Consider the following 19,823-nt stretch of genomic DNA (forward strand, 5'->3'; position numbering starts at 1 on the left):
CGTTTATCCCTTTTTCGGTGGCTCGGCGGTCGAGGCCTCGTTCCGGGTCACTTCGCGGTACCACAACGCATGGTGCTTGCGCGCCCAGGCGCGGCTGACCCAGCCATGCAGCATGGCCCCGAGCGAACCCTTGATCCAGATACCGGCATAAATATGCACGATGATGCTCAACACCAGCACAAACGCCGCCAGGGCATGGAGCAACACCGCCAGGCGAATGCTGCCGATGCCGAAGTACTGGCTGAAATACGCCCGCCAGATCACCACCCCGCTGAACAGCAGGACCAGCATGCACGCCAGCAGCGTCCAGAACAGCAGCTTCTGCCCGGGGTTGTACTTGCCGATCGGCGGAACGCCCTCCTCCTCGTTGCGCATCACCCGGTCCACCCGCTTGAGCCACAGGCGATCGTTGGCGATAAAGACGTTGGCCCGCCAGAAGTGGATCACCAGCCCGAGGAACAGCACGAACATCAGCAGGCCCATGAATGGATGCAGGATACGGGTCCAGGGACCGCCGCCGAACAGTTGGCTGAGCCAGAACAACGACGGGTGAAACAACGCCAGCCCCGACAGACCGGCCATAAAGAACAGGATCGCCACCAGCCAGTGGTTGCTGCGCTGGTTGGCGGTATAACGCAGGATCGGCTTGTCGCTCATGGCCGTGGCTCCTCACCGGTTTTCGGATCAAAGACATGCACACTGGGATCGACCTGGTGGACGCTGTTGTCCGGGGGCGCCGGATGCTCGTCCTCCTCCACCCGTTGCGGGCCGATGCGCACGTAGTGGAAGAAACCCGCCAGCACCGCCGCGCCCATCGCCAGCAGACCGAGGGGCTTGCTGATGCCTTTCCACAATTCGACAAAGGGACTCATGCTCGGCTGGTTCGGCAGACCGGCGTACAGCGATGGCTGGTCGGCGTGGTGCAGCACGTACATCACATGGGTACCGCCGACACCGGCCGGGTCGTACAAGCCGGCCTGGTCGAAGCCGCGGGACTTGAGATCGACGATGCGCTCGGCGGCGTGCTCCTTCATGTCTTCCTTGCTACCGAAGACAATCGCCCCGGTCGGGCAGGTTTTTACACAGGCCGGCTCCAGCCCCACCGCCACCCGGTCAGAACACAGCGTGCACTTGTAGGCCTTGTGGTCCTTCTGCGAGATCCGCGGTATGTCGAAGGGACAGCCGGTGATGCAGTAGCCGCAACCGATGCAATGGTCCTGGTCGAAATCGACGATGCCATTGGCGTGCTTGATGATCGCCCCCGGACTGGGGCAGGCCTTCAGGCAACCGGGATCGGCGCAGTGCATGCAGCCGTCCTTGCGGATCAGCCACTCCAGGTTGCCGGCGGCGGTTTCATGCTCGGTGAAGCGCATCAGGGTCCAGCTTTCGGCACTCAGGTCCTGGGGGTTGTCGTAGGTGCCGTGGTTATGGCCAACCTCGTCGCGCAGTTCGTTCCATTCCGAACAGGCTACCTGGCAGGCCTTGCAGCCGATGCACTTGGTGGTGTCGATCAGTTTGGCCACTTCTTCCTGCTGGCGTACCGAGGGCGGCAAGGTGGTAGTCGCCGAACGGGCAATGATGTCTTGGCTGGCCATCAGATTTTCTCCACGTTGACCAGGAACGACTTGGATTCCGGGGTCTGCGAATTACCGTCGCCGAGGAACGGCACCAGGGTGTTGGTCAGGTAGCCGTGCCGCGCCACCCCGGTGAATCCCCAATGCAGCGGGATGCCGATATGGTGCACGACCTGGTTGTTGACCTGCAGCGGCCGAATCCGCTTGGTCACCACCGCCACCGCCTCGATATGGCCGCGCTTGGAACTGACCCGCACCCGGTCGCCGGCAGCGATGCCCTTCTCCTTGGCCAGCACCTCGCCGATCTCGACGAACTGCTCGGGCTGGGCAATGGCATTGAGCTTGCAATGCTTGCTCCAGAAGTGGAAATGCTCGGTCAGCCGGTAAGTGGTGGCCGCATAGGGGAAGTCCTTCGCCACCCCCAGGGTGTCCCAGACCGAATCGAAGATCCGCGCCGCCGGACTGCTGGTGACCTTTTTGTTATCCGGGTGCAGCGGGTTGATGCCGATGGGGGTTTCGAACGGCTCGTAGTGTTCCGGGAACGGCCCTTCGGCCATCTTGTCGACGGCAAAGAACCGCGCCACGCCCTCGGGGTTCATGATGAACGGATTCATCCCGGCTTCCGGCGGTACATCGGGCTTGTAGTCAGGCACATCGGTGCCGCTCCAGACCTTGCCGTTCCACCACACCAGGCGTTTTTCCGGCGACCAGGGCTTGCCCTGGATGTCGGCGGACGCGCGGTTGTAGAGAATGCGCCGGTTCATCGGCCAGGCCCAGGCCCAACCCAGGTGCTGTTTCATTCCGTAGGGATCGCTGTTGTCGCGCCGGGCCATCTGGTTGCCCTGCTCGGTCCAGCTGCCGCAGAAGATCCAGCAGCCCGAAGCGGTGCTGCCATCGTCCTTGAGCTGGGCGAATCCGGCCAGTTGTTGGCCAGCCTTGATCGCGCTGCCGCCGGTGTCGGTGAAGTCCGCGCTGGCGTAGCCGTTGATTTCCCGGGCCAGTTCTTCCGGCGAGGGTTCAGCGGCGATCTTGTAGGGCCAGCTCAGCTTGAGGATCGGCTCGGCGAAAGCGCCGCCATCGGCCTGATAACGTTTGCGAAGACGCAGGAACAATTCGCTCATGATCTTCACATCGGTGCGGGCTTCTCCAGGCCCCTCGGCGCCTTTCCAGTGCCATTGCAGCCAGCGACTGCTGTTGGTCAACGAGCCGTCTTCCTCGGCGAAGCAAGTGGTGGGAAAACGAATGACCTCGGTCTGGATACTGCCGGTGTCGACATCGTTGTAAGGCCCGGCATTGCGCCAGAACTCCGAGGTTTCGGTGGCCAGCGGGTCCATCACCACCAACCACTTGAGCTTGCCCAGCGCCGCGGTCACCCGGTTCTTGTCGGGCAACGCGGCAATCGGGTTGAAGCCCTGGCAGATATAGCCATTGACCAGTCCGTGCCCCATCCGGTCGAACATGCGCAGGATGTCGTAGCCGGGGTTGTCGAGCTTGGGCAGCCAGTCGTAGCCCCAGTGGTTTTCGGCGGTGGCATTGGCGCCGTACCAGGCCTTCATCAGGCTGACATGGAACTTGCCGTAGTTCTGCCAGTAGGACAACTGGCCGGGACGCAAGGGTTTGAGGGCGCGCTTGGCGATGTAGGTGTCGTAGTCCTGTTCGGCATCGGAGGCCAGGGTCAGGTAGCCGGGCAGCGAGTTGGACAACAGCCCGAGATCGGTCAGTCCCTGGATATTCGAGTGGCCGCGCAAGGCATTGACCCCGCCGCCGGGCATGCCGACGTTGCCCAGCAACAGCTGGACCATGGCGGCGCTGCGAATGATCTGCGAGCCGATGGAGTGCTGGGTCCAGCCCAGGGCATAGAGAATCGTCATGGTCTTGCCCGGTTGCGAGCAGGTGGCGATCTCGTCCCAGATCTTGCGCATGGCGTCCTGGGGCATGCCGCAGGTCTGGCTCGACAGTTCCAGGGTGTAGCGGCTGTAATGCCGTTTCATCAACTGGTAGACGCAGCGCTCGTGTTGCAGGCTCGGGTCGACCTTGGCGAAGCCATCCTCGCCCAGTTCGTAACCCCAGGAGGACTTGTCGGTATAGGTGCGGCTGGCCGCATCGTAGCCGCTGAACAGCCCGTCCTCGAAGCCGAAGCCGGCTTTGACGATAAACGATACATCGGTGTAGTTGCGCACGTATTCGTGCTGGATCTTGTCCTCGCTCAGGAGGAAGTTGATCAGCCCGCCCATGAAGGCGATATCGCTGCCGGTGCGGATCGGCGCGTAGTAGTCGGCCACCGAGGCGGTCCGGGTAAAACGCGGATCGACCACGATCAGCCGAGCCTGGTTGTGGGCCTTGGCTTCGGTCACCCATTTGAAGCCGCACGGATGCGCTTCAGCGGCATTGCCACCCATCACCAGGATCAGATTCGCGTTGGCGATATCGGTCCAGGTGTTGGTCATGGCTCCACGGCCGTACGTCGGGGCAAGACTTGCCACCGTCGGGCCGTGTCAGACACGCGCCTGGTTGTCGAACCCCAGCATGCCCAGACTGCGAATGACCTTGTGGGTCAGGTAACCGGCTTCATTGGACGCCGCCGAGGCGGCGAGAAAGCCGGTGCTCAGCCAGCGGTTGACCGTCTGCCCCTGGGCGTTTTTCTCGATGAAGTTGGCATCACGGTCGGCCTTGAGCAGGTCGCTGACGCGGTCCAGGGCTTCATCCCAGGAAATCCGGGTCCATTCCTGGCTGCCCGGCTTGCGCACCTGCGGATACTTGAGGCGGTCGGGACTGTGGATGAAGTCCAGCAGGCCGGCCCCTTTGGGGCACAGCGTGCCGCGATTGACCGGATGGTCGGCATCACCCTCGATATGGATGATGTTCTGGGCCACGTTCTTGGCGGTATCACCCTGGCTGTACATGATCAGCCCGCAACCGACCGAGCAATACGGGCAGGTGTTGCGGGTTTCATGGGTATGGGTGAGTTTGAAGTGGCGCACTTGCTCGGCGAAGGCCGGCGCCGGGGCCATGCCCAGCGCGGCCAGGCTCGAGCCTCCAAGGCCGATGGCGGCGACCTTGAAGAACTGACGACGGTTGAGATCCATCGTGTACTCCCGATCAGGTGAAGGTCCCGGTCAGGTGCCGGGACTTTGGAACAAAAAGCTGAAGCGATCACGCTGGCGGCATGATTGCCGTCAGTTTCACTCTAGCCAAGATTGGCGATTGTGCGTTGTGACCTGATCATCGGCGGCCTTGTGAGGCCCACAGGACCTGGAGCCTGGCTTGCCAGCGATGGGGCCGGTATGCCTTGTGTTGAATAGCCAGCCGCCATCGCCGGCAAGTCGGCTCCTAGACGGAACGCTTGGCCGTCACCGGTACGGCATGTTGGCGAATCGAGCGCTGGGTCTGCAGCACGCGCTCCAGCGCCTGCTCGGCCTCGCGGTCCTGCATCGGGGCGTGGATGGCCGCCGAGACCAGGCTGATCAGCTTGGCCATGACTTCGGCATCCGTGGCCGGGCGCCCCAGGCTCATGGCCTGCATCAGGAAACGCAGTTCGGTACCGGCAATCACTCCGGAAATGGCCTTGAGGGCGAATTGCAGGCGCACCCCGACTTCATTGCGCGGCATATCCGGCAGCGCCAGGGCGAAGGCGTTGAAGAAACGCTCGAAAACCGGCTGGTAATGTTCCTTGAGGTATTCCTGGATAAAGGGCGAGGTGTCGCTGTAGACCCGTCCCAGGAAGCGGATGAAGGACCGGCTTTCATCGCCGTCGCCGCTGCGCTCCAGGCCCATGGCCGGGGCGAACAGGACCCCCAGCAGGGTCTCGCAGTCCAGCGGGCCGTCCGCTTGCTCTTCGCATTTGGCCAGCAACTCCAGGCGCTGTTCGTTGAGCGGCCCCAGGCGCTGCATAAGCAAGGCGGTCATCAGGGAATCCTTGTCCCCGAAGTGGTAGTTCACCGCGGCCAGGTTGACCTGGGCGCGTTCGGTGATCTGGCGCAATAACACGGCGTCGTAGCCGTATTTGATAAACAGTGCCTCCGTGGCATCCAGCAGTCGGGTCTTGGTGACATTGGGGGCACTGAGTTTTTTTGCGACCATATGTGAGGAGCCTTTGCAGGGTGAAAATTTGACCGAATGAACAGCGTTTTAAAAATAAATTTGATTTTTTATACCTGTGAAAGCCTTTGAAAGCAAGCCTCTACGCCGGGTAGCCTCGGTTATCGGGTGTTTGAAAACCATTCTGTTTGCTCTTAAAAATGTATCCAGTTGTCACAAAGCCCATCTTGAAAGGCCTTGGTTTTCCTTGAAGTAGACAGCTAGCGCCGGCCCAAGATCGCGGCTACTATTCAAACAATTATTTAAAATAAGAAAATAAACCCTGTGCTCGCCCCTGCTCCGAGAACCGCCTGAGCGTTCCATAAAACGCCCGGGGCCGGTGGCTCCTGTCAGGTCGAGCCGGCCGGCGCGATCAGCGATGACAGACACGATTGCTCACGAAGGCTTCATCTCCCTGCAAGGCATCGGCAAGCGTTATCGTCTCGCCGAGCAAACACTCACTATTCTCGACAATGTCTCGCTGTCCATCGAGGCCGGTGAAAGCTGCGCCATTCTCGGCGCTTCCGGTTCGGGTAAAAGCACCCTGCTCAATATCCTCGGCCTGCTCGACTTGCCGGACGACGGCCACTATCGTTTTGCCGGCCACGACATCTTTCGCTCCAGCCCCGACCAGTTGGCGGCGATTCGCAACCAGCAGATCGGTTTCGTTTTCCAGAGCTTCAACCTGCTGGCACGTCTCAGCGCCCTGGACAATGTTGCCCTGCCCTTGAGTTATCGCGGTATCCCTCGTGGGGAATCGCTGACGCGGGCCATGGCCATGCTCGAACAGGTCGGCCTGGAACAACGCGCGCACCATCGCCCCGCCGACCTCTCCGGAGGCCAGCGCCAACGGGTGGCGATTGCCCGGGCGCTAGTGGGCGAACCTTCGGTGATCCTCGCCGACGAACCCACCGGCAACCTCGACAGCAGCACCGCCCGGGAAATCATGGACCTGTTACTGGAGCTCAATCGGGTTCGCCAGGTCACGCTGATCATCGTCACCCACGACCCGCAAATCGCCCAGCGCCTGAACCGGCAGATCCGGGTGCATAACGGCGTGATACTCGAGGCCTGCCTGGCATGAGCGTGCAGGTCGAACAAAGTGCCAGCCAGTTGTTCCACGAAGCCTTTGTCAGCCTGAGGACGCTGGGTAAACGCTCGATCCTGGCCTTGCTGGGGATTGTCATCGGCAGTTCATCGGTCATCGCCCTGATCAATATCGGCCATAACGCCGCCCAGGAAGCCTCGGCGATCTTCAAGGACATGGGCACCGACACGCTGTCGGTGCAGTTTCCCGGCAATGCCGATATGCGCACGCCGATGCCGGCGACCCTCGATGGGCTGTCGTTGAGCAAGGCGCTGCCGGGCCTGCTGTACATCGCGCCCATTACCCTGTCCAGCAGCGCGGTGGTGTTTCACGGTCGCGCCAGCAACGCCAATCTGGTGGGGAGCACCGATCAATTGATGGGGGCCATGCGCCTGCAACTGGATGAAGGGCGTTTTATCTCCAACTTCGATTACGACGAAACCTATGTCGTGGTCGGGCACAAGATCGCCCAGGCATTGAGCAAACCCGGTGATCCGCTACGCCTGGGCGAACGCATCCGTATCAACGACTACCTGTTCCAGGTGATTGGCATCGCCCGTAGCCAGTCGCCGGCCATCCTGATTCCGGTGCAGGTCGACGACTCGCTGTTTCTACCCCTTGAGGGCCTGCGACGGATCATGAACGACCCGCAGATCAGCAACCTCATCGTCCGGGTTGCCCCTGGCCAGGACACCAATCAGATCGCCGAGGCCTTGACCCTGGCCTTGAAGCAGACCCTCAGGGGCCGGGCCGTCGAGGTTCAGGTGCCGCAACAGATGATCGACGGCATGACCCGGCAAAGTCGGACCTTTGGTTACCTGCTGATGGCCCTGGGCGGTATCTCCCTGGTCGGCGGCGGTGTCGGGGTGATGAATGTGATGCTGATGAACGTCTCCGAGCGCCGCCGGGAGATCGGTGTGCGCATGGCGCTGGGGGCGCGGCGCAAGGATATCCGCAACCTGTTTCTGTTGGAGGCAGTCACTCTGACCGCCGTTGGCGCGTTATCCGGTGCGCTGCTGGGCATGTCCGCGGCCTACCTGTATGCGCGGATGTCCGGCTGGGAGTTTTCCCTGGCGCTGCTATCGCTGCCATTGGGGGTCGGTAGCACCCTGCTGGTGGGTCTGTTTTTCGGCCTTTACCCGGCCATTTCAGCCTCTCGACTGCAACCGGTGGAGGCCCTGCGCGATGAATAGACCCCGGCCATGGATGGCGCTGCTGCTCTGCCTGTCGAGCGCCCCGGCGTTGGCCGCCGACAATCTGCTCGGTCAGCCGTCGGCCCCGAGCCTGCGTAGCAATCAGGCCCGCGCTGTCCTGTTGAGCCAGCAGAACACCGACCTGACCCTGGGGGACGCGGTGTACCTGGGGTTGCGCAACAACCGCGGGATTCGCAGCGCCTATCTGCAACGGATCGCGCAAAAGTTCGACCTACGGGTCTCCGAAGATGTCTTCAATCCCAAGCTGTTGATCAGCGGCACCTATCAGGCCAACCGAGGCTCCAAGGACAGCTCACGCAATGCCACTGTCGCGCCGACCACCAGCCTGCTCAGCGAATACGGCACCCGCCTGAGCATGGCCTGGACCCGACAACTGAGCAATGCCGATCTCGCCGGGCGTTATCGCAGCGACGGCCTCGACCTGGCGATCATCCAGCCGCTGTTGCGTGGCGCCGGCTGGGATGTGACCACCGCGCCACTGCGCGTGGCGCGGATTGCCGAGCAGATCAACCGCCTGAGCCTCAAGTCCAGCGTTGCGCAGACCATCAGCGACATCGTCACCGCCTACCGGGAAATGCTCAGGTCCCAGGAGCAACTGACCATTACCCAGGACGCGCTCAAGCGCGCCCGCGCCCTGTTGGAGGTGAACAAGGCGCTGATCGCCGCGGGACGCATGGCCGAGTTCGAAATCGTCCAGACCGAAGCCGATATCGCCACCCAGGAACTGGGCGTCGAAGAAGCCCGCAACCAGGTGGATATCAATCGCCTGTCGCTGTTGCGCCTGCTGGCTCTCGACCTGTCCACGCCGATCCACGCCACCGAGGCGCTGGAAGCCAACCGGGTCAACATCGACAAGCAGGACGCCTTTCGCGTGGCCCAGGTCCAGCAGCCGGATTACCTGGCGTCCTTGCTCGGCAGCCAACAGGCCGACCTTAACCTGGTGATTGCCAAGGACCAGAGTCGTTGGGATGTGTCGCTGGTCGCAGGGGCCAACCAGATTCGCGATCGCACCGACAATGACGCCGGCAACGTGGGCAGCCGCCGTTGGGACAGCTACGCCGGTGTGCAGGTGCAGATCCCCATTGGCGACCTCAGTACACGGCAGGCCGAAGTGCATGCCCGGGTCGATGTCGAGAATCAGCAGATCATCCTTGCCGATGCCAAGCAGGCGCTGGAGCGCAACGTCAATGATGTGGTGCGCGACCTGGGCACCCGCTGGCGGCAATACGAGATTGCCCAGCGCGCCGTCGATCTGTCCCGGCGCAAGCTGGATATCGAGCGAGAAAAACTCAGTGCCGGGCGCTCCAGCAATTTCCAGGTCCTGAGCTACGAAGGTGATTTGCGTAACGCCGAAAACGCCCGACTCAACGCCCTGATTGCCTATCTGAACGCCCAGACCCAGTTGGATCTGACTCTGGGCATGACTCTGGAGAGCTGGGACATTGCGCTTAATGACTACTGATAGAACCAACCGTCGTAAACGCTGGCTGCAAGGCGGCGCACTGGGGTTGCTGCTGGTGGCCGCCGCCGCGGTGATCGGCTACCGCGCCCCCGCTGCCGATCAGCCGAAGAGCGGCCAGTGGATACCTGTTCAGACCGCCCCGCTCATCCATCGGATCGGCCTGGTGGGCAAGATCGAGCCGCAGCAGACCATCACCCTGACGGCGCCCTTCGACGGCAATGTTCGCGCTGTGCTGGTGGAGCAGGGGCAGCGGGTTGAGTCCGGACAGACACTGCTGCAGATGGACCCGGCGCAGCTGGAAATCCAGCTGCGCGACGCCTTGTCCGCCCAGCTCAAGGCGCGCCGCGCGGTCCAGGAACTGCAAGACTGGAGCAACAGCCAGCAGGTCGCCCGCTCCCGGCGTTCGCTCAGAGCCGTGGAAATGTCCGTCGGCAACAACGAGCGCAAGCTGCGTGAAAGCCAGACCCTGTTCCAGCGCGGCATCATCGCGCGCAGCGAGTTGGATGATCTGCAGCAGCAACTGCAAACCCAGCGCCTGGACCTGGTGGCGGCCCTGGGTGATCTGCAACAGGCGCTGGACCAGGGCAAGGGCGAATATCGCCAGATCGCCGATATGGAACTGACCAATGCCACGGTCAAGTACGAAGCCTTGCGTACTCTGCTTGAGGGCAAGAATGTGTTGGCGCCGTTTGCCGGCATTGTCGTGCCGGCCCCAGGGGCGACTAGCCCGCAAGGCTCGACAGCTACCAGCTCCGGGCCGGTGCAGAACGGCAGCCGGGTCACCCAGGGACAGGTGCTGTTCGGCCTGGCCAATATCGAACAGTTGAAGATCGTCAGCAAGGTCTCGGAGCTGGACATCAACCAACTGCATCAAGGCCAGGGCGTCGAGATCCTGGGGGATGGTTTCGACGGTGTGCGCCTCGATGGCGCCGTCGACATTGTCAGCAGCCTGGCGTTGCCCAGCGACGCGCCCGGCGGTAGCGCGCAGTTCCCGGTGACGCTCTCGGTACCGAAACTGAGCAAGGAGCAGTTGCAACGGGTCCGACTGGGTATGAGTGCCCGGCTGACCATCATCACCTATCGCAACGACCAGGCGATCGTGCTACCGCCCGCGGCACTCCAGCATGTCGATAACGGTCTGCTGGTGGAATACCGTGAGGCGCTGGATCAGGCGGTCAAGCGAGTGACGGTCAGCACCGGCCAAGCGACCCCGGAAGGCGTCGAAGTATTCGGTTTGCGGCCGGGGTTTGTGCGCCTGCTGGAGTAACGTGCTGATAACTCTTCATCCCTGCTGAAACGCCCTGCGCTTGCTGATGGGGATTCCTGTTGATCAAGGGTTGTCTACCTACAATCAAAGAGGATTTCTGGAAAGCTCCTACGTATATATCCGTAAATATGACGGCTATTAAAATCCGCTCATAACTAGTACCCGGCCACGCCTGCTTTAGACTAAAAAAGTCGAGTTTTTTACCTTGAGTTCTCCCTGCACAGTGCACACTTTCTGTAGAGCAGCCGTCATGTCCAATGAAGATTGCGCCCCGTCCTTGCCTTGCGCCATCGAGGCGAACATTCCCGGCACGCTGGGTGCAAGTCCTGGCAACGGCGTCGTGTCTAACTCGGCGCTGCCTTTGAGCAAGTTGATGGCGCTGCGCGATGCTCTGGTGGCACTCAAGGGCCCATTGTCCGACGAGCCCGGCTTTCGGCAGGTGATCGAAAGTGTGCTGCTCAACAACGAGGTGCATGAACGGGTGTTGGGCAAGCGGGTTCGCGAAGCCACGAGCACGGTGCCCTTCAGTCCCGGCCTACCTCTGCAGCGGCGCCTTGAGATCTACCCCCAGGGCCTGGGCGAACGCTTTGACCAGCGGGCTGCGCGTCGTATTGTGACGCAGGATCAGATTGAAGGGGGTGCGATAGCTGACCCGATCCGGCATCAGGGCCCGCAATAAGCCTTTGGCCACCAGGGGGGCGGCATAGTGCTGCGGCAGGAAGCCGAGAAAACGCCCGGTCTGGACCAGCATGGCCACGGCTTCCACCTGGGACGCCGAGGCGGAAAAACTGTCGTAGGTGACAAAGTCGAGTTTGTCGCGATGAATCGCATAGCGGTGGTTGACGAAGGCGTGCTCACGTAGCACTTCGACGCTATTGTGCGCGTCGTCCGAGTCGAACAACGGGTGCCCGACAGCGCAGTAAGCCTCGGCGCGCTCTTCATAGAGCGTGAAATAATCAAACTCTTCTCTTTTCTGATAAACCGGTACTATCCCAGCGATATAACGCCCTTCTACAACCCCTCGCTCGACTTCATCTAATTGTGCCGCATGCAAACGAAATCTTACTTTCGGCGATTCGTCATGAATTTTCCGCAGGGCGGCAACTAAGGGTGAATTAGTGTCCGACAGGGTGTTGTCCACGACGCCCACACTCAGGTCGCCGATCAGTTCATTTTGAGCAGAACTAAGTCGGTCACGAAAGTTGTCGACCGAGGCAAACAAATCAATCGAGGCCTGATACACCAGGCTGCCTTCTTCGGTCAGGCAAAAGCCCTCCCGTCCTCGAGTGCACAGACGCATGCCAATGCGGATTTCCAGGTCGGAAATCTGCTTGCTGATGGCGGCAAGCCCCACATTCAGCTCATTCTGGGCCGCGCTGAAGCCTCCGGCCTCGACCACCGCCTTGAACACCTTGAGTAACTTGAAGTCCAGTCCACTGAGGGCCAGGGGCGCTCGGTGTCCAGGTTTCGGCGCCGGGTTTCCAAAATTGGAAAGCTGGGTTTCCATCATACTTATTGACCTCGAACCGCATATTCAACAGGCTTAGCTCCACAAGAAAAACGTCGCCGGTCAATAATAATGAACACAGAAAACCGGGCTTGGCAACCACCGCTACTTTTTGCCAATCAGCCATCCCTCGCCGATTGCCAGTGTTTAAAAGCCAATCTTTTGTACTTGTAGCTGTCCACGAGCGGCGCCTACAAGGATTCGTAATCTGCCCTCCTGATAAGTGCATGACCTTGACCCTGACCCTCCCTGGACGGTTGGTGGCGGTCGTGCAGCGAACCCTTCATCTGAGTGAGGAAAAACAACAATGGCTCAAGCCACCGACCGTCTCTGGGGTGCCCGTTTCAAGAGTGGTCCCGCCGCCGCCCTGGCCGCCCTCTCCCGCTGCCCGGATCGCTATTTCCGTCTCACTCCCTATGACCTCGCCGGTTCCCGGGCCCATGCCCACGAGCTGCAACGGGCCGGCCTGCTCGACGAGCAGGAAACCCTGCGCATGGTCGAGGCCCTGGACCGTATCGGCGAGGATTTTCGCGCCGGCCGCGTCGCGCCGACCCTCGACGACGAGGACGTGCACACCTTTATCGAGCGCCTGCTGACCGAACGCCTCGGCACCCTGGGCGGCAAACTGCGGGCCGGGCGTTCGCGCAACGACCAGACCGCCAATGACCTGCGCCTGTTCCTGCGTGACCATGTGCGCACCCTGACGGTGGAAGTCCTGGCCCTGCAACAGGCGCTGGTCGAGCAGGCCGAGCAGCATGTGCAGAGCATCTGCCCGGGCTTCACCCACTTGCAGCAGGCCCAACCGATCGTCTTCGCCCATCACCTGTTGGCCCACGCCCAGGCCATGTTGCGGGATGTCCAGCGTCTGGTGGACTGGGATGCCCGCACGTCGCTATCGCCCTTGGGCGCCGCGGCCATGGCAGGTTCCGCCATTGCCCGCCAGCCGCAGCAATCGGCCCGGGAAATGGGCTACAGCGGGGTCTGCGAAAACTCCATTGATGCGGTGGCCAGCCGCGACCATGTCGCCGAGTTCCTGTTTGTCGCCAGCATGCTCGGGATCAATATCTCGCGCCTGGCCGAAGAGTTCTGCCTGTGGTCGTCCCGGCAGTTCCGCTGGGTCGCGCTGGACGACGCCTACGCCACCGGCAGTTCGATCATGCCGCAAAAGAAAAACCCGGATATCGCCGAGTTGGCGCGGGGCAAGGCCGGCCGTCTGATCGGTAACCTGACCGGGCTGCTGTCGACGCTCAAGTCCCTGCCGCTGTCCTATAACCGCGACCTGAGCGAAGACAAGAATGGTGTGCTCGACAGCGTCGACACCCTGCTGCTGGTGCTACCGGCCATGGCCGGGATGGTCGCGACCATGACTGTCAACGTCGAGGAGCTGCGGCGCCAGGCGCCCCTGGGCTTCACTCTGGCCACCGAGGTCGCCGACTGGCTGGCGGTGCGCGGCGTGCCGTTCAAGGAGGCCCATGAAATCACCGGTGCACTGGTCAAGGCCTGCGAAGCCGGCGATCTGGAACTCTGGGAAGCGAGCCCGGCGCTGTTGGCCGAGATCGATCCGCGCCTGACCCCGCAAGTGCGCGACTGCCTGACCCTGGAAGCCGCCATCGCCGCCCGTAGCGGTTGGGGCGGAACGGCGCCGGCGCAGGTGCGCGAACAGATCGTCCGGTTGAAAGTCGCGCTGCAGGCACAGCGCCAATGGGCCGCCGAATACGCCGGTCTACGGGTGTAACAAAGCTTGGAAAACACTGAAACTCCTGTGGCAGCGGTGCTTGGTCCGGGCGGCGTTCCGACGAAGCTGTTGGCGGACTTGAGGGCCCTTTCGCGGGCAAGCTCCGCTCCCACGGTGAAGCGACAGTGTTCAATAGAAACAAGGCGGCGCCCCAGCGCCGCACACGGAGAAACACCATGAGCCAATCCCAGGCAGAACGCTTGCTCGCTGAGCGCAAACTGGCCGAGAACCAGTTCGATATCACCCAGTACGAACACGTACCGCGGCGCTATTACGGACGCATTTTCTTCGCCACCCTGATCGTCGTCGCCCTGGTCGGGTTGGTCCGGGCCTTTGCCCAGGGGCAGATCGAATGGTCCTATATCGGCCAGTTCCTGACCGCCAAGGCGATCCTCACCGGTCTGCTCAACACCATTATCATGGCGATCCTGGCCATGGCCCTGGGCGTGGTGTTCGGGGTGATCACGGCGATCATGCGCATGTCGGCCAACCCGATCCTGCGCTACGTGGCGATCACCTACACCTGGCTGTTCCGCGGCACGCCGCTGATTCTCCAGCTGTTGCTGTGGTTCAACCTGGCGCTGATCTTCCCCAGCATCGGGATTCCCGGGGTCTTCCAGCTCGATACCGTCAGCCTGATGAGCCCTTTCGTCGCCGCGCTGCTGGGCCTGTCCATCAACCAGGGCGCCTACACCGCCGAAGTGGTCCGCGCCGGCCTGCTGTCGGTGGACACCGGCCAGTATGAAGCCGCCAAGTCCATCGGCATGCCGCGACTGCAAGCCCTGCGCCGGATCATCCTGCCGCAGGCCATGCGCATCATCATCCCGCCCGTGGGCAACGAGTTTATCGGTATGGTCAAGATGACCAGCCTGGCGAGCGTGATCCAGTACTCGGAGCTGCTCTACAACGCCCAGAACATCTACTACGCCAACGCCCGAGTCATGGAGTTGCTGATCGTCGCCGGGATCTGGTACCTGGTCGCCGTCACCGTGCTGTCCTTCGGCCAGAGCCGCCTGGAACGGCGTTTTGCCCGCGGCGCCGGCAAGCGCTCGTAAGTGTCCTGGAGAATTCGAACATGAGAAGCATCATCAAGGCTGTCGGCCTGAACAAATACTACGACTCCTTCCACGCCCTCAAAGATATCAACATCGAGGTCGAGCAAGGCGAAGTGCTGTGCATCATCGGCCCCTCCGGTTCCGGCAAGAGCACCCTGCTGCGTTGCGTCAACCAGTTGGAAAAGATCGACAAGGGCGGTCTCTGGGTCGACGGCGAGCTGGTGGGTTACCGCATCGCCGGCAACAAGCTGCATGAACTCAATGAAGCGCAGATCGCCCGCCAGCGCCTGGCCACCGGCATGGTGTTCCAGCGTTTCAACCTGTTTCCGCACATGACCGTGCTGGAAAATATCATCGAAGGCCCGGTTCAGGTGCTCAAGCGCTCGCCCAAGGAGTCGGTCGAGGAGGCCCTGGAGTTGCTGGCCCGGGTCGGCCTGGCGCACAAGCGCGACAGCTACCCGATCGAGCTGTCCGGCGGCCAGCAGCAACGGGTGGCCATCGCCCGAGCCCTGGCGATGCGCCCCAAGCTGATGCTGTTCGATGAACCCACTTCGGCACTCGACCCGGAATTGGTCGCAGAGGTGCTGTCGGTGATGCGCGACTTGGCGCAGACCGGCATGACCATGATCGTCGTTACCCATGAACTGGGCTTCGCACGCGAAGTCTCGAACCGCATGGTGTTCATGGATGGCGGCCAGATCGTGGAGGAAGGAAGCCCCGAAGAACTTCTAATAAGTCCACAAAACCCGCGCACCCAAAGCTTCATTTCTGCCGTTCGAACCTAGGTTCCCCTGGACCTTCACAACATTCATAAGAGAACGACCATGAAGAATTTCGTCATTCCCGCAGTACTCGCCGGCCTCATGGCTTCCAGCTTTACCTGGGCCGCCGAATTGCCCGCCAGCATCAAGGCCAAGGGCGAGATCGTCGCCGCGATCATGCCCAACTACCCGCCGATGGACTTCAAGGACCCGGCCAACAACGAGCTCACCGGCGTCGACTTCGACCTGGGTAACGCCCTGGCACAGCATATGGGCGTGAAAATGAAGTGGCAGGAAACCTCTTTCGAACAGATGATCAACGCCCTGACCACCAAACGCGTGGACATTGTGCTCTCGGGCATGACCGACACCGCCGAGCGCCAAAAGGCCGTGGACTTCGTCGATTACTTCACCAGCGGTTCGCAGTTCTACACCCTGGAGAAGAACAAGGACATCAACGAGATGACCGATATCTGCGGCAAGACCGCCGGTACCAGCCGTCGCACCACCTTCCCGGCGGAAATCGCCGCCTGGAGCAGCGCGCACTGCCCGGCCGACAAGCCGATCAAGGTGATCGGCACCGAAGGTTCGGCCGACGCCCGCGCGCAGCTGCGCCAGAGCCGCATCAACGTTGCCGTGCAAGGCAGCGAGACCCTGCCGTACCTCGCGGCCCAGGAAAAGAACACCTTCAAGATCATCGGCACGCCGATGGTGGTGCAGTTCTCCGGGATTGGCGTGAGCAAGGAAAATAAGGAACTGCGTGACGCTATCCAGGCGGCCCTGCAAGGCATGATCGCCGACGGCAGCTACCAGGCCATCCTGAAGAAATGGGACCTTTCGGTCGGTGCCGTCGATAACATCGCCGTCAACAAGGGCCAGTAAACAGGAGCCGCCACTCATGTCCTCGACCCCGACCTGGCCGGATGGGCACAAAGCCTGCCTGGCCCTGGCGTTCGACCTCGACGGTCCCACCGGTGACGCCATGCTCGATGGCTCAATCTGGCACAAGCCCGAGTACTTCGGTTTTGGCGGTTACGGCCCATATCGGGCGTTGCCGCGGATTCTCGACCTGCTCGACGAGTTTCGCCTGCCGACCACCTTCTTCGTCCCGGCCTGGGTCGTGGAAAACTGGCCCCGGCAATGCCAGGCGATTGTCGAACGCGGACATGAAGTGGCCTACCACGGCTACAAACACGAATCCTTCTACGCCCTGACGCTGGACCAGCAGCGGGACGTGATGAACAAATGCCGCGAGGTGTTCTGGCAACACCTGACCATCCGTGCCGAGGGCTTTCGCACGCCCTCCGGCGACTGGCGCGCGGAAACCCCGGCGATGCTGGTGGAAGCCGGGGTGACCTACTCCAGCAGCATGCGCGGTGACGACCGGCCTTACCTGGTGCAGGTACCCGGCCATGCGCAACCGCTGGTGGAAATCCCCGGCCGCTGGGAGATGGATGACTACGCTTCCATCGCCTACACCCGCGAGCCGAATTTTCCGTCCGGGCTGGACCGCACGGCCAGCTATGAGCTGACCCTGGATAACTGGTGCCGGGAGTTCGACGGTGCGGTTGACGAGGGTCTGTGCCTGACCACTCTGTTTCACCCCAAGATCACCGGCAAGCCGGGGCGCATCCTGCTGCTGGAACGGTTGTTCGAGCATATGCGCGAGCGCGATGACGTCTGGTTTGCCACCTGCCGCGATGTCGCCCATTGGTGGCTGAAGGAGCATCATCATGGCTGAGTTGCAACGTCCCGCGTTCCAGAGTCCATGGCCGGCGCCGTATCGTTGTGCGGTAGTCATTACTATTGATTACAACGATATACACGGCATTCTTACCCAAGCACCTGAGGTTGCCGGGCGCGACAAGAGCCTGTCGGTCTGGCGCTATGGCAGCCAGCGCGGGGTCGAGCGTCTGCTCGGTTTATTCGAGGAATTAGGAGTGCGCAGCAGTTGGTGCATCCCGGGTATCGTCGCCGAGGAACAGCCGGCGCATATCCAGGCGATCCAGGCTGGCGGCCATGAAATCGCCTGTGCCGGATATCGGCACCAGAACTACGACAGCCTGACCCTTGATGAGCAGAAGACCGCGCTGGCACAAGGCTGCCAGGCTCTCGCGGCACTGACGGGTGAGCGGCCGAAGGGCTTTCGGATTCCGGCCGGCAATTGGTTACCGGGGTTTACCGAGGCCTTACACGACGAAGGCATCCACTGGTCGTCCTCCTGGCGTGGCGATGACCTGCCCTTCGCCCATCCGACGGCACCGCAGGTCATCGAGCTGCCGATGCACTATGAGCTGGAGGACGAGCCCTACTTCGCCTTCAACCTCAGCCCGGCGGTGCCTCCGGCGCAATCGCGGATCGCTTCCTACAGCCATACCCTGGGCAACCTGCAGATGGACTTTGCCGGCTTCCATCGCTTCGGACTGTGCTACGTGCTGCGCCTGCACCCGGAAGTCATTGCCACACCGGGGCGTATCGGTGTGCTGCGGGAGTTGCTCAAGGGTATTCAGCAACACGACGACGTCTGGATTGCCACGGGCGCCGAAGTGGCCCAGTGGTGGGACGACAACGGTCGCGCCATGACGGCGGACCATCCGGCAGCGGTTTATGAGCGCCACTACCGTAACTACCTGGCGTGACTTTGCAGCGTTCTTGAGGGCCTCTTCGCGGCGGTACGGCGGTCCGACAAGCTCCGCTCCCACAGAGTTTGTGTCGTACATAAAATCTGCGCTCGACGCACATCCTGTGGGAGCGGAGCTTGCCCGCGAAGCTTTTAGCGATCTTGAGTTCGTGCGGCGAAAGACAGAGACGTTTCTAAAACAAGGATATAAGCACCACCGTGGCCACCTACTCCCTCGTTATCCGCCGGCTGATGATCTGCTCCGTGACCATCGTCGTCAGCCGTGCCATCACCAGTCCGCTGCTGACCCTGTTCCTCAGCAGAAAGCTCGGGCTGAACCAGCAGGATGTCGGCCTGCTGATGGGGATCGCGGTGTTTATCGCCACCCTGCTCTCGTTGTACGGCGGCTATATCATCGACCGCCTGGAAAAACGCCGGCTGATGATCCTCGCCATGCTCTCCAGCGGCATCGGGTTCACCCTGCTGACGTTCGCCCATGACCTGTACCTGACCACCCTGACCCTGGTGATCACCGAAACCGCGTCGGCGCTGTTTCTGATCGGTTCCAAGGCCATCATCAGCGAGAACCTGCCGATCAACCAGCGGGCCAAGGTCTTTTCCCTGCGCTATACCCTGACCAATATCGGTTACGCCACCGGCCCGATGCTTGGCGTGGTAATCGCCGGCGTGCAGCCGCTGGCACCGTTCCTGATCGCCGCCGGCATCGCCTTTGGCAGCATTTTTCTGATGCTGGGCATCACCCCTACCGCCCCGGCCCAGATCGGCAAGGTGCAAAGTTTCGTCAACACCCTGGTGACGTTGCGCAACGACCGGACCTTGATCCTGTTCACCTGCGGCAGCCTGCTGAGCACCATTGTCCATGGACGCTTCACTCTGTATCTGTCGCAGTACCTGCTGGTGACCCACAGCAACCAGGACGCCCTGACCACCTTGTCGGCGATCCTGGCCTGCAACGCCATCAGCGTAATCCTGTTGCAATACCAGATCGGCCGCTTTCTCAAACGCGAGCAGCTACGCTACTGGATCGCCATTGGCACCAGTCTGTTTATCGTCGGGCTGATCGGTTTCAGTTTTGCGCAGAACCTGCTGACCTGGTGCGCGGCGATGTTCATCTTCACCCTTGGGGAGATGATCATTTACCCGTCCGAATACCTGTTCGTCGACACCATCGCCCCGGAAGAGCTACGGGGCAGCTACCTGGGCGCGCAGAACCTGGCGGCCCTGGGCGGGGCGTTGAGCCCGGTGATCTGCGGTTATCTGCTGATCCATACGGCGCCGGGGACGATGTTCTATGCCCTCAGCGGGCTCACGGCCATTGGCGGCAGCCTGTGTTTTCTGGCTGGGCGCGGGGTGCGCTCATTGCACAGGTGAGGCCGGGTGCGGTTTCTTCAGATAAGGGCTTTGTGATTTTTAGGGCCTCTTCGCGGGCAAGCTCCGCTCCCA

Annotated in this window: 17 protein-coding genes; 11 read left to right on the forward strand and 6 right to left on the reverse strand. The window is 61.7% G+C overall.

The features are described from left to right. Positions 1-3: 3 nt before the first annotated feature. From AC07VG_RS00360 to AC07VG_RS00375, 4 genes are all read right to left on the reverse strand, one after another. A complete protein-coding gene (locus AC07VG_RS00360; RefSeq protein WP_495000851.1) occupies positions 4-657 on the reverse strand; it encodes a formate dehydrogenase subunit gamma in 654 nt (217 codons plus the stop codon). Then, positions 654-1,595, reverse strand: coding sequence for a formate dehydrogenase subunit beta (fdxH, locus tag AC07VG_RS00365; RefSeq protein ID WP_495020247.1), 942 nt, complete (start codon positions 1,593-1,595; stop codon positions 654-656). Before fdxH ends, AC07VG_RS00360 begins: the two co-directional genes overlap by 4 nt. Continuing rightward, entirely contained in the window at positions 1,595-4,660 is a 3,066-nt protein-coding gene (gene fdnG, locus AC07VG_RS00370; RefSeq protein WP_495020248.1) for a formate dehydrogenase-N subunit alpha, read from the reverse strand. The genes fdxH and fdnG overlap by 1 nt, the downstream gene beginning before the upstream one ends. A gap of 244 nt (positions 4,661-4,904) precedes the next feature. Then, positions 4,905-5,654 carry a TetR/AcrR family transcriptional regulator gene (locus tag AC07VG_RS00375; RefSeq protein ID WP_495000854.1) on the reverse strand — a complete coding sequence of 250 codons (750 nt, stop codon included), beginning with the start codon at positions 5,652-5,654 and terminating at the stop codon, positions 4,905-4,907. A gap of 376 nt (positions 5,655-6,030) precedes the next feature. Between AC07VG_RS00375 and AC07VG_RS00380 the strand changes: the two genes are divergently transcribed. From AC07VG_RS00380 to AC07VG_RS00395, 4 genes are read left to right on the forward strand one after another with little or no spacing between them, the layout of a single operon-like run. Next, positions 6,031-6,735, forward strand: coding sequence for an ABC transporter ATP-binding protein (locus AC07VG_RS00380; RefSeq protein WP_495000855.1), 705 nt, complete (start codon positions 6,031-6,033; stop codon positions 6,733-6,735). After that, positions 6,732-7,931 carry an ABC transporter permease gene (locus AC07VG_RS00385; RefSeq protein ID WP_495020249.1) on the forward strand — a complete coding sequence of 400 codons (1,200 nt, stop codon included), beginning with the start codon at positions 6,732-6,734 and terminating at the stop codon, positions 7,929-7,931. The genes AC07VG_RS00380 and AC07VG_RS00385 overlap by 4 nt, the downstream gene beginning before the upstream one ends. Beyond that, the gene (locus AC07VG_RS00390) at positions 7,924-9,414 is read left to right on the forward strand and encodes a TolC family protein (protein ID WP_495000857.1); all 1,491 of its coding nucleotides are present in this window, start codon (positions 7,924-7,926) and stop codon (positions 9,412-9,414) included. Before AC07VG_RS00385 ends, AC07VG_RS00390 begins: the two co-directional genes overlap by 8 nt. Further along, positions 9,404-10,681 carry an efflux RND transporter periplasmic adaptor subunit gene (locus AC07VG_RS00395; protein ID WP_495020250.1) on the forward strand — a complete coding sequence of 426 codons (1,278 nt, stop codon included), beginning with the start codon at positions 9,404-9,406 and terminating at the stop codon, positions 10,679-10,681. Before AC07VG_RS00390 ends, AC07VG_RS00395 begins: the two co-directional genes overlap by 11 nt. Before the next feature lie 177 nt (positions 10,682-10,858). Here the strand turns inward: AC07VG_RS00395 and AC07VG_RS00400 are convergent, their stop codons facing one another. Both AC07VG_RS00400 and AC07VG_RS00405 read right to left on the reverse strand, forming a co-directional pair. Next, positions 10,859-11,086: a hypothetical protein gene (locus tag AC07VG_RS00400; RefSeq protein ID WP_495001028.1), complete on the reverse strand. Its 228-nt coding sequence runs from the start codon at positions 11,084-11,086 to the stop codon at positions 10,859-10,861. Positions 11,087-11,216: 130 nt separating this feature from the next. Further along, on the reverse strand, positions 11,217-12,188 hold the full coding sequence (locus tag AC07VG_RS00405) for a LysR family transcriptional regulator (protein WP_495020456.1): 972 nt from the start codon (positions 12,186-12,188) through the stop codon (positions 11,217-11,219). Between the two features lie 307 nt (positions 12,189-12,495). Between AC07VG_RS00405 and argH the strand changes: the two genes are divergently transcribed. The 7 genes from argH (at position 12,496) to AC07VG_RS00440 (ending at position 19,751) form a co-directional block, all read left to right on the forward strand. Then, positions 12,496-13,923 carry an argininosuccinate lyase gene (gene argH, locus AC07VG_RS00410; RefSeq protein WP_495000859.1) on the forward strand — a complete coding sequence of 476 codons (1,428 nt, stop codon included), beginning with the start codon at positions 12,496-12,498 and terminating at the stop codon, positions 13,921-13,923. A 176-nt stretch (positions 13,924-14,099) separates the two neighbouring features. Next, positions 14,100-14,978 carry an amino acid ABC transporter permease gene (locus tag AC07VG_RS00415; protein WP_495000860.1) on the forward strand — a complete coding sequence of 293 codons (879 nt, stop codon included), beginning with the start codon at positions 14,100-14,102 and terminating at the stop codon, positions 14,976-14,978. A gap of 20 nt (positions 14,979-14,998) precedes the next feature. Then, positions 14,999-15,763: an amino acid ABC transporter ATP-binding protein gene (locus tag AC07VG_RS00420; RefSeq protein WP_103494095.1), complete on the forward strand. Its 765-nt coding sequence runs from the start codon at positions 14,999-15,001 to the stop codon at positions 15,761-15,763. A gap of 39 nt (positions 15,764-15,802) precedes the next feature. Then, positions 15,803-16,621 carry an ABC transporter substrate-binding protein gene (locus AC07VG_RS00425; RefSeq protein WP_495000861.1) on the forward strand — a complete coding sequence of 273 codons (819 nt, stop codon included), beginning with the start codon at positions 15,803-15,805 and terminating at the stop codon, positions 16,619-16,621. Positions 16,622-16,637: 16 nt separating this feature from the next. After that, on the forward strand, positions 16,638-17,480 hold the full coding sequence (locus AC07VG_RS00430; protein WP_495020251.1) for a polysaccharide deacetylase family protein: 843 nt from the start codon (positions 16,638-16,640) through the stop codon (positions 17,478-17,480). Next, positions 17,473-18,378, forward strand: a complete 906-nt coding sequence (locus AC07VG_RS00435) for a polysaccharide deacetylase family protein (RefSeq protein ID WP_495000863.1) — start codon at positions 17,473-17,475, stop codon at positions 18,376-18,378. Before AC07VG_RS00430 ends, AC07VG_RS00435 begins: the two co-directional genes overlap by 8 nt. Before the next feature lie 200 nt (positions 18,379-18,578). Continuing rightward, positions 18,579-19,751: an MFS transporter gene (locus AC07VG_RS00440; RefSeq protein WP_495000864.1), complete on the forward strand. Its 1,173-nt coding sequence runs from the start codon at positions 18,579-18,581 to the stop codon at positions 19,749-19,751. Positions 19,752-19,823 lie beyond the last annotated feature (72 nt).

The organism is Pseudomonas sp. GW821-FHT03C07 (assembly GCF_059420925.1).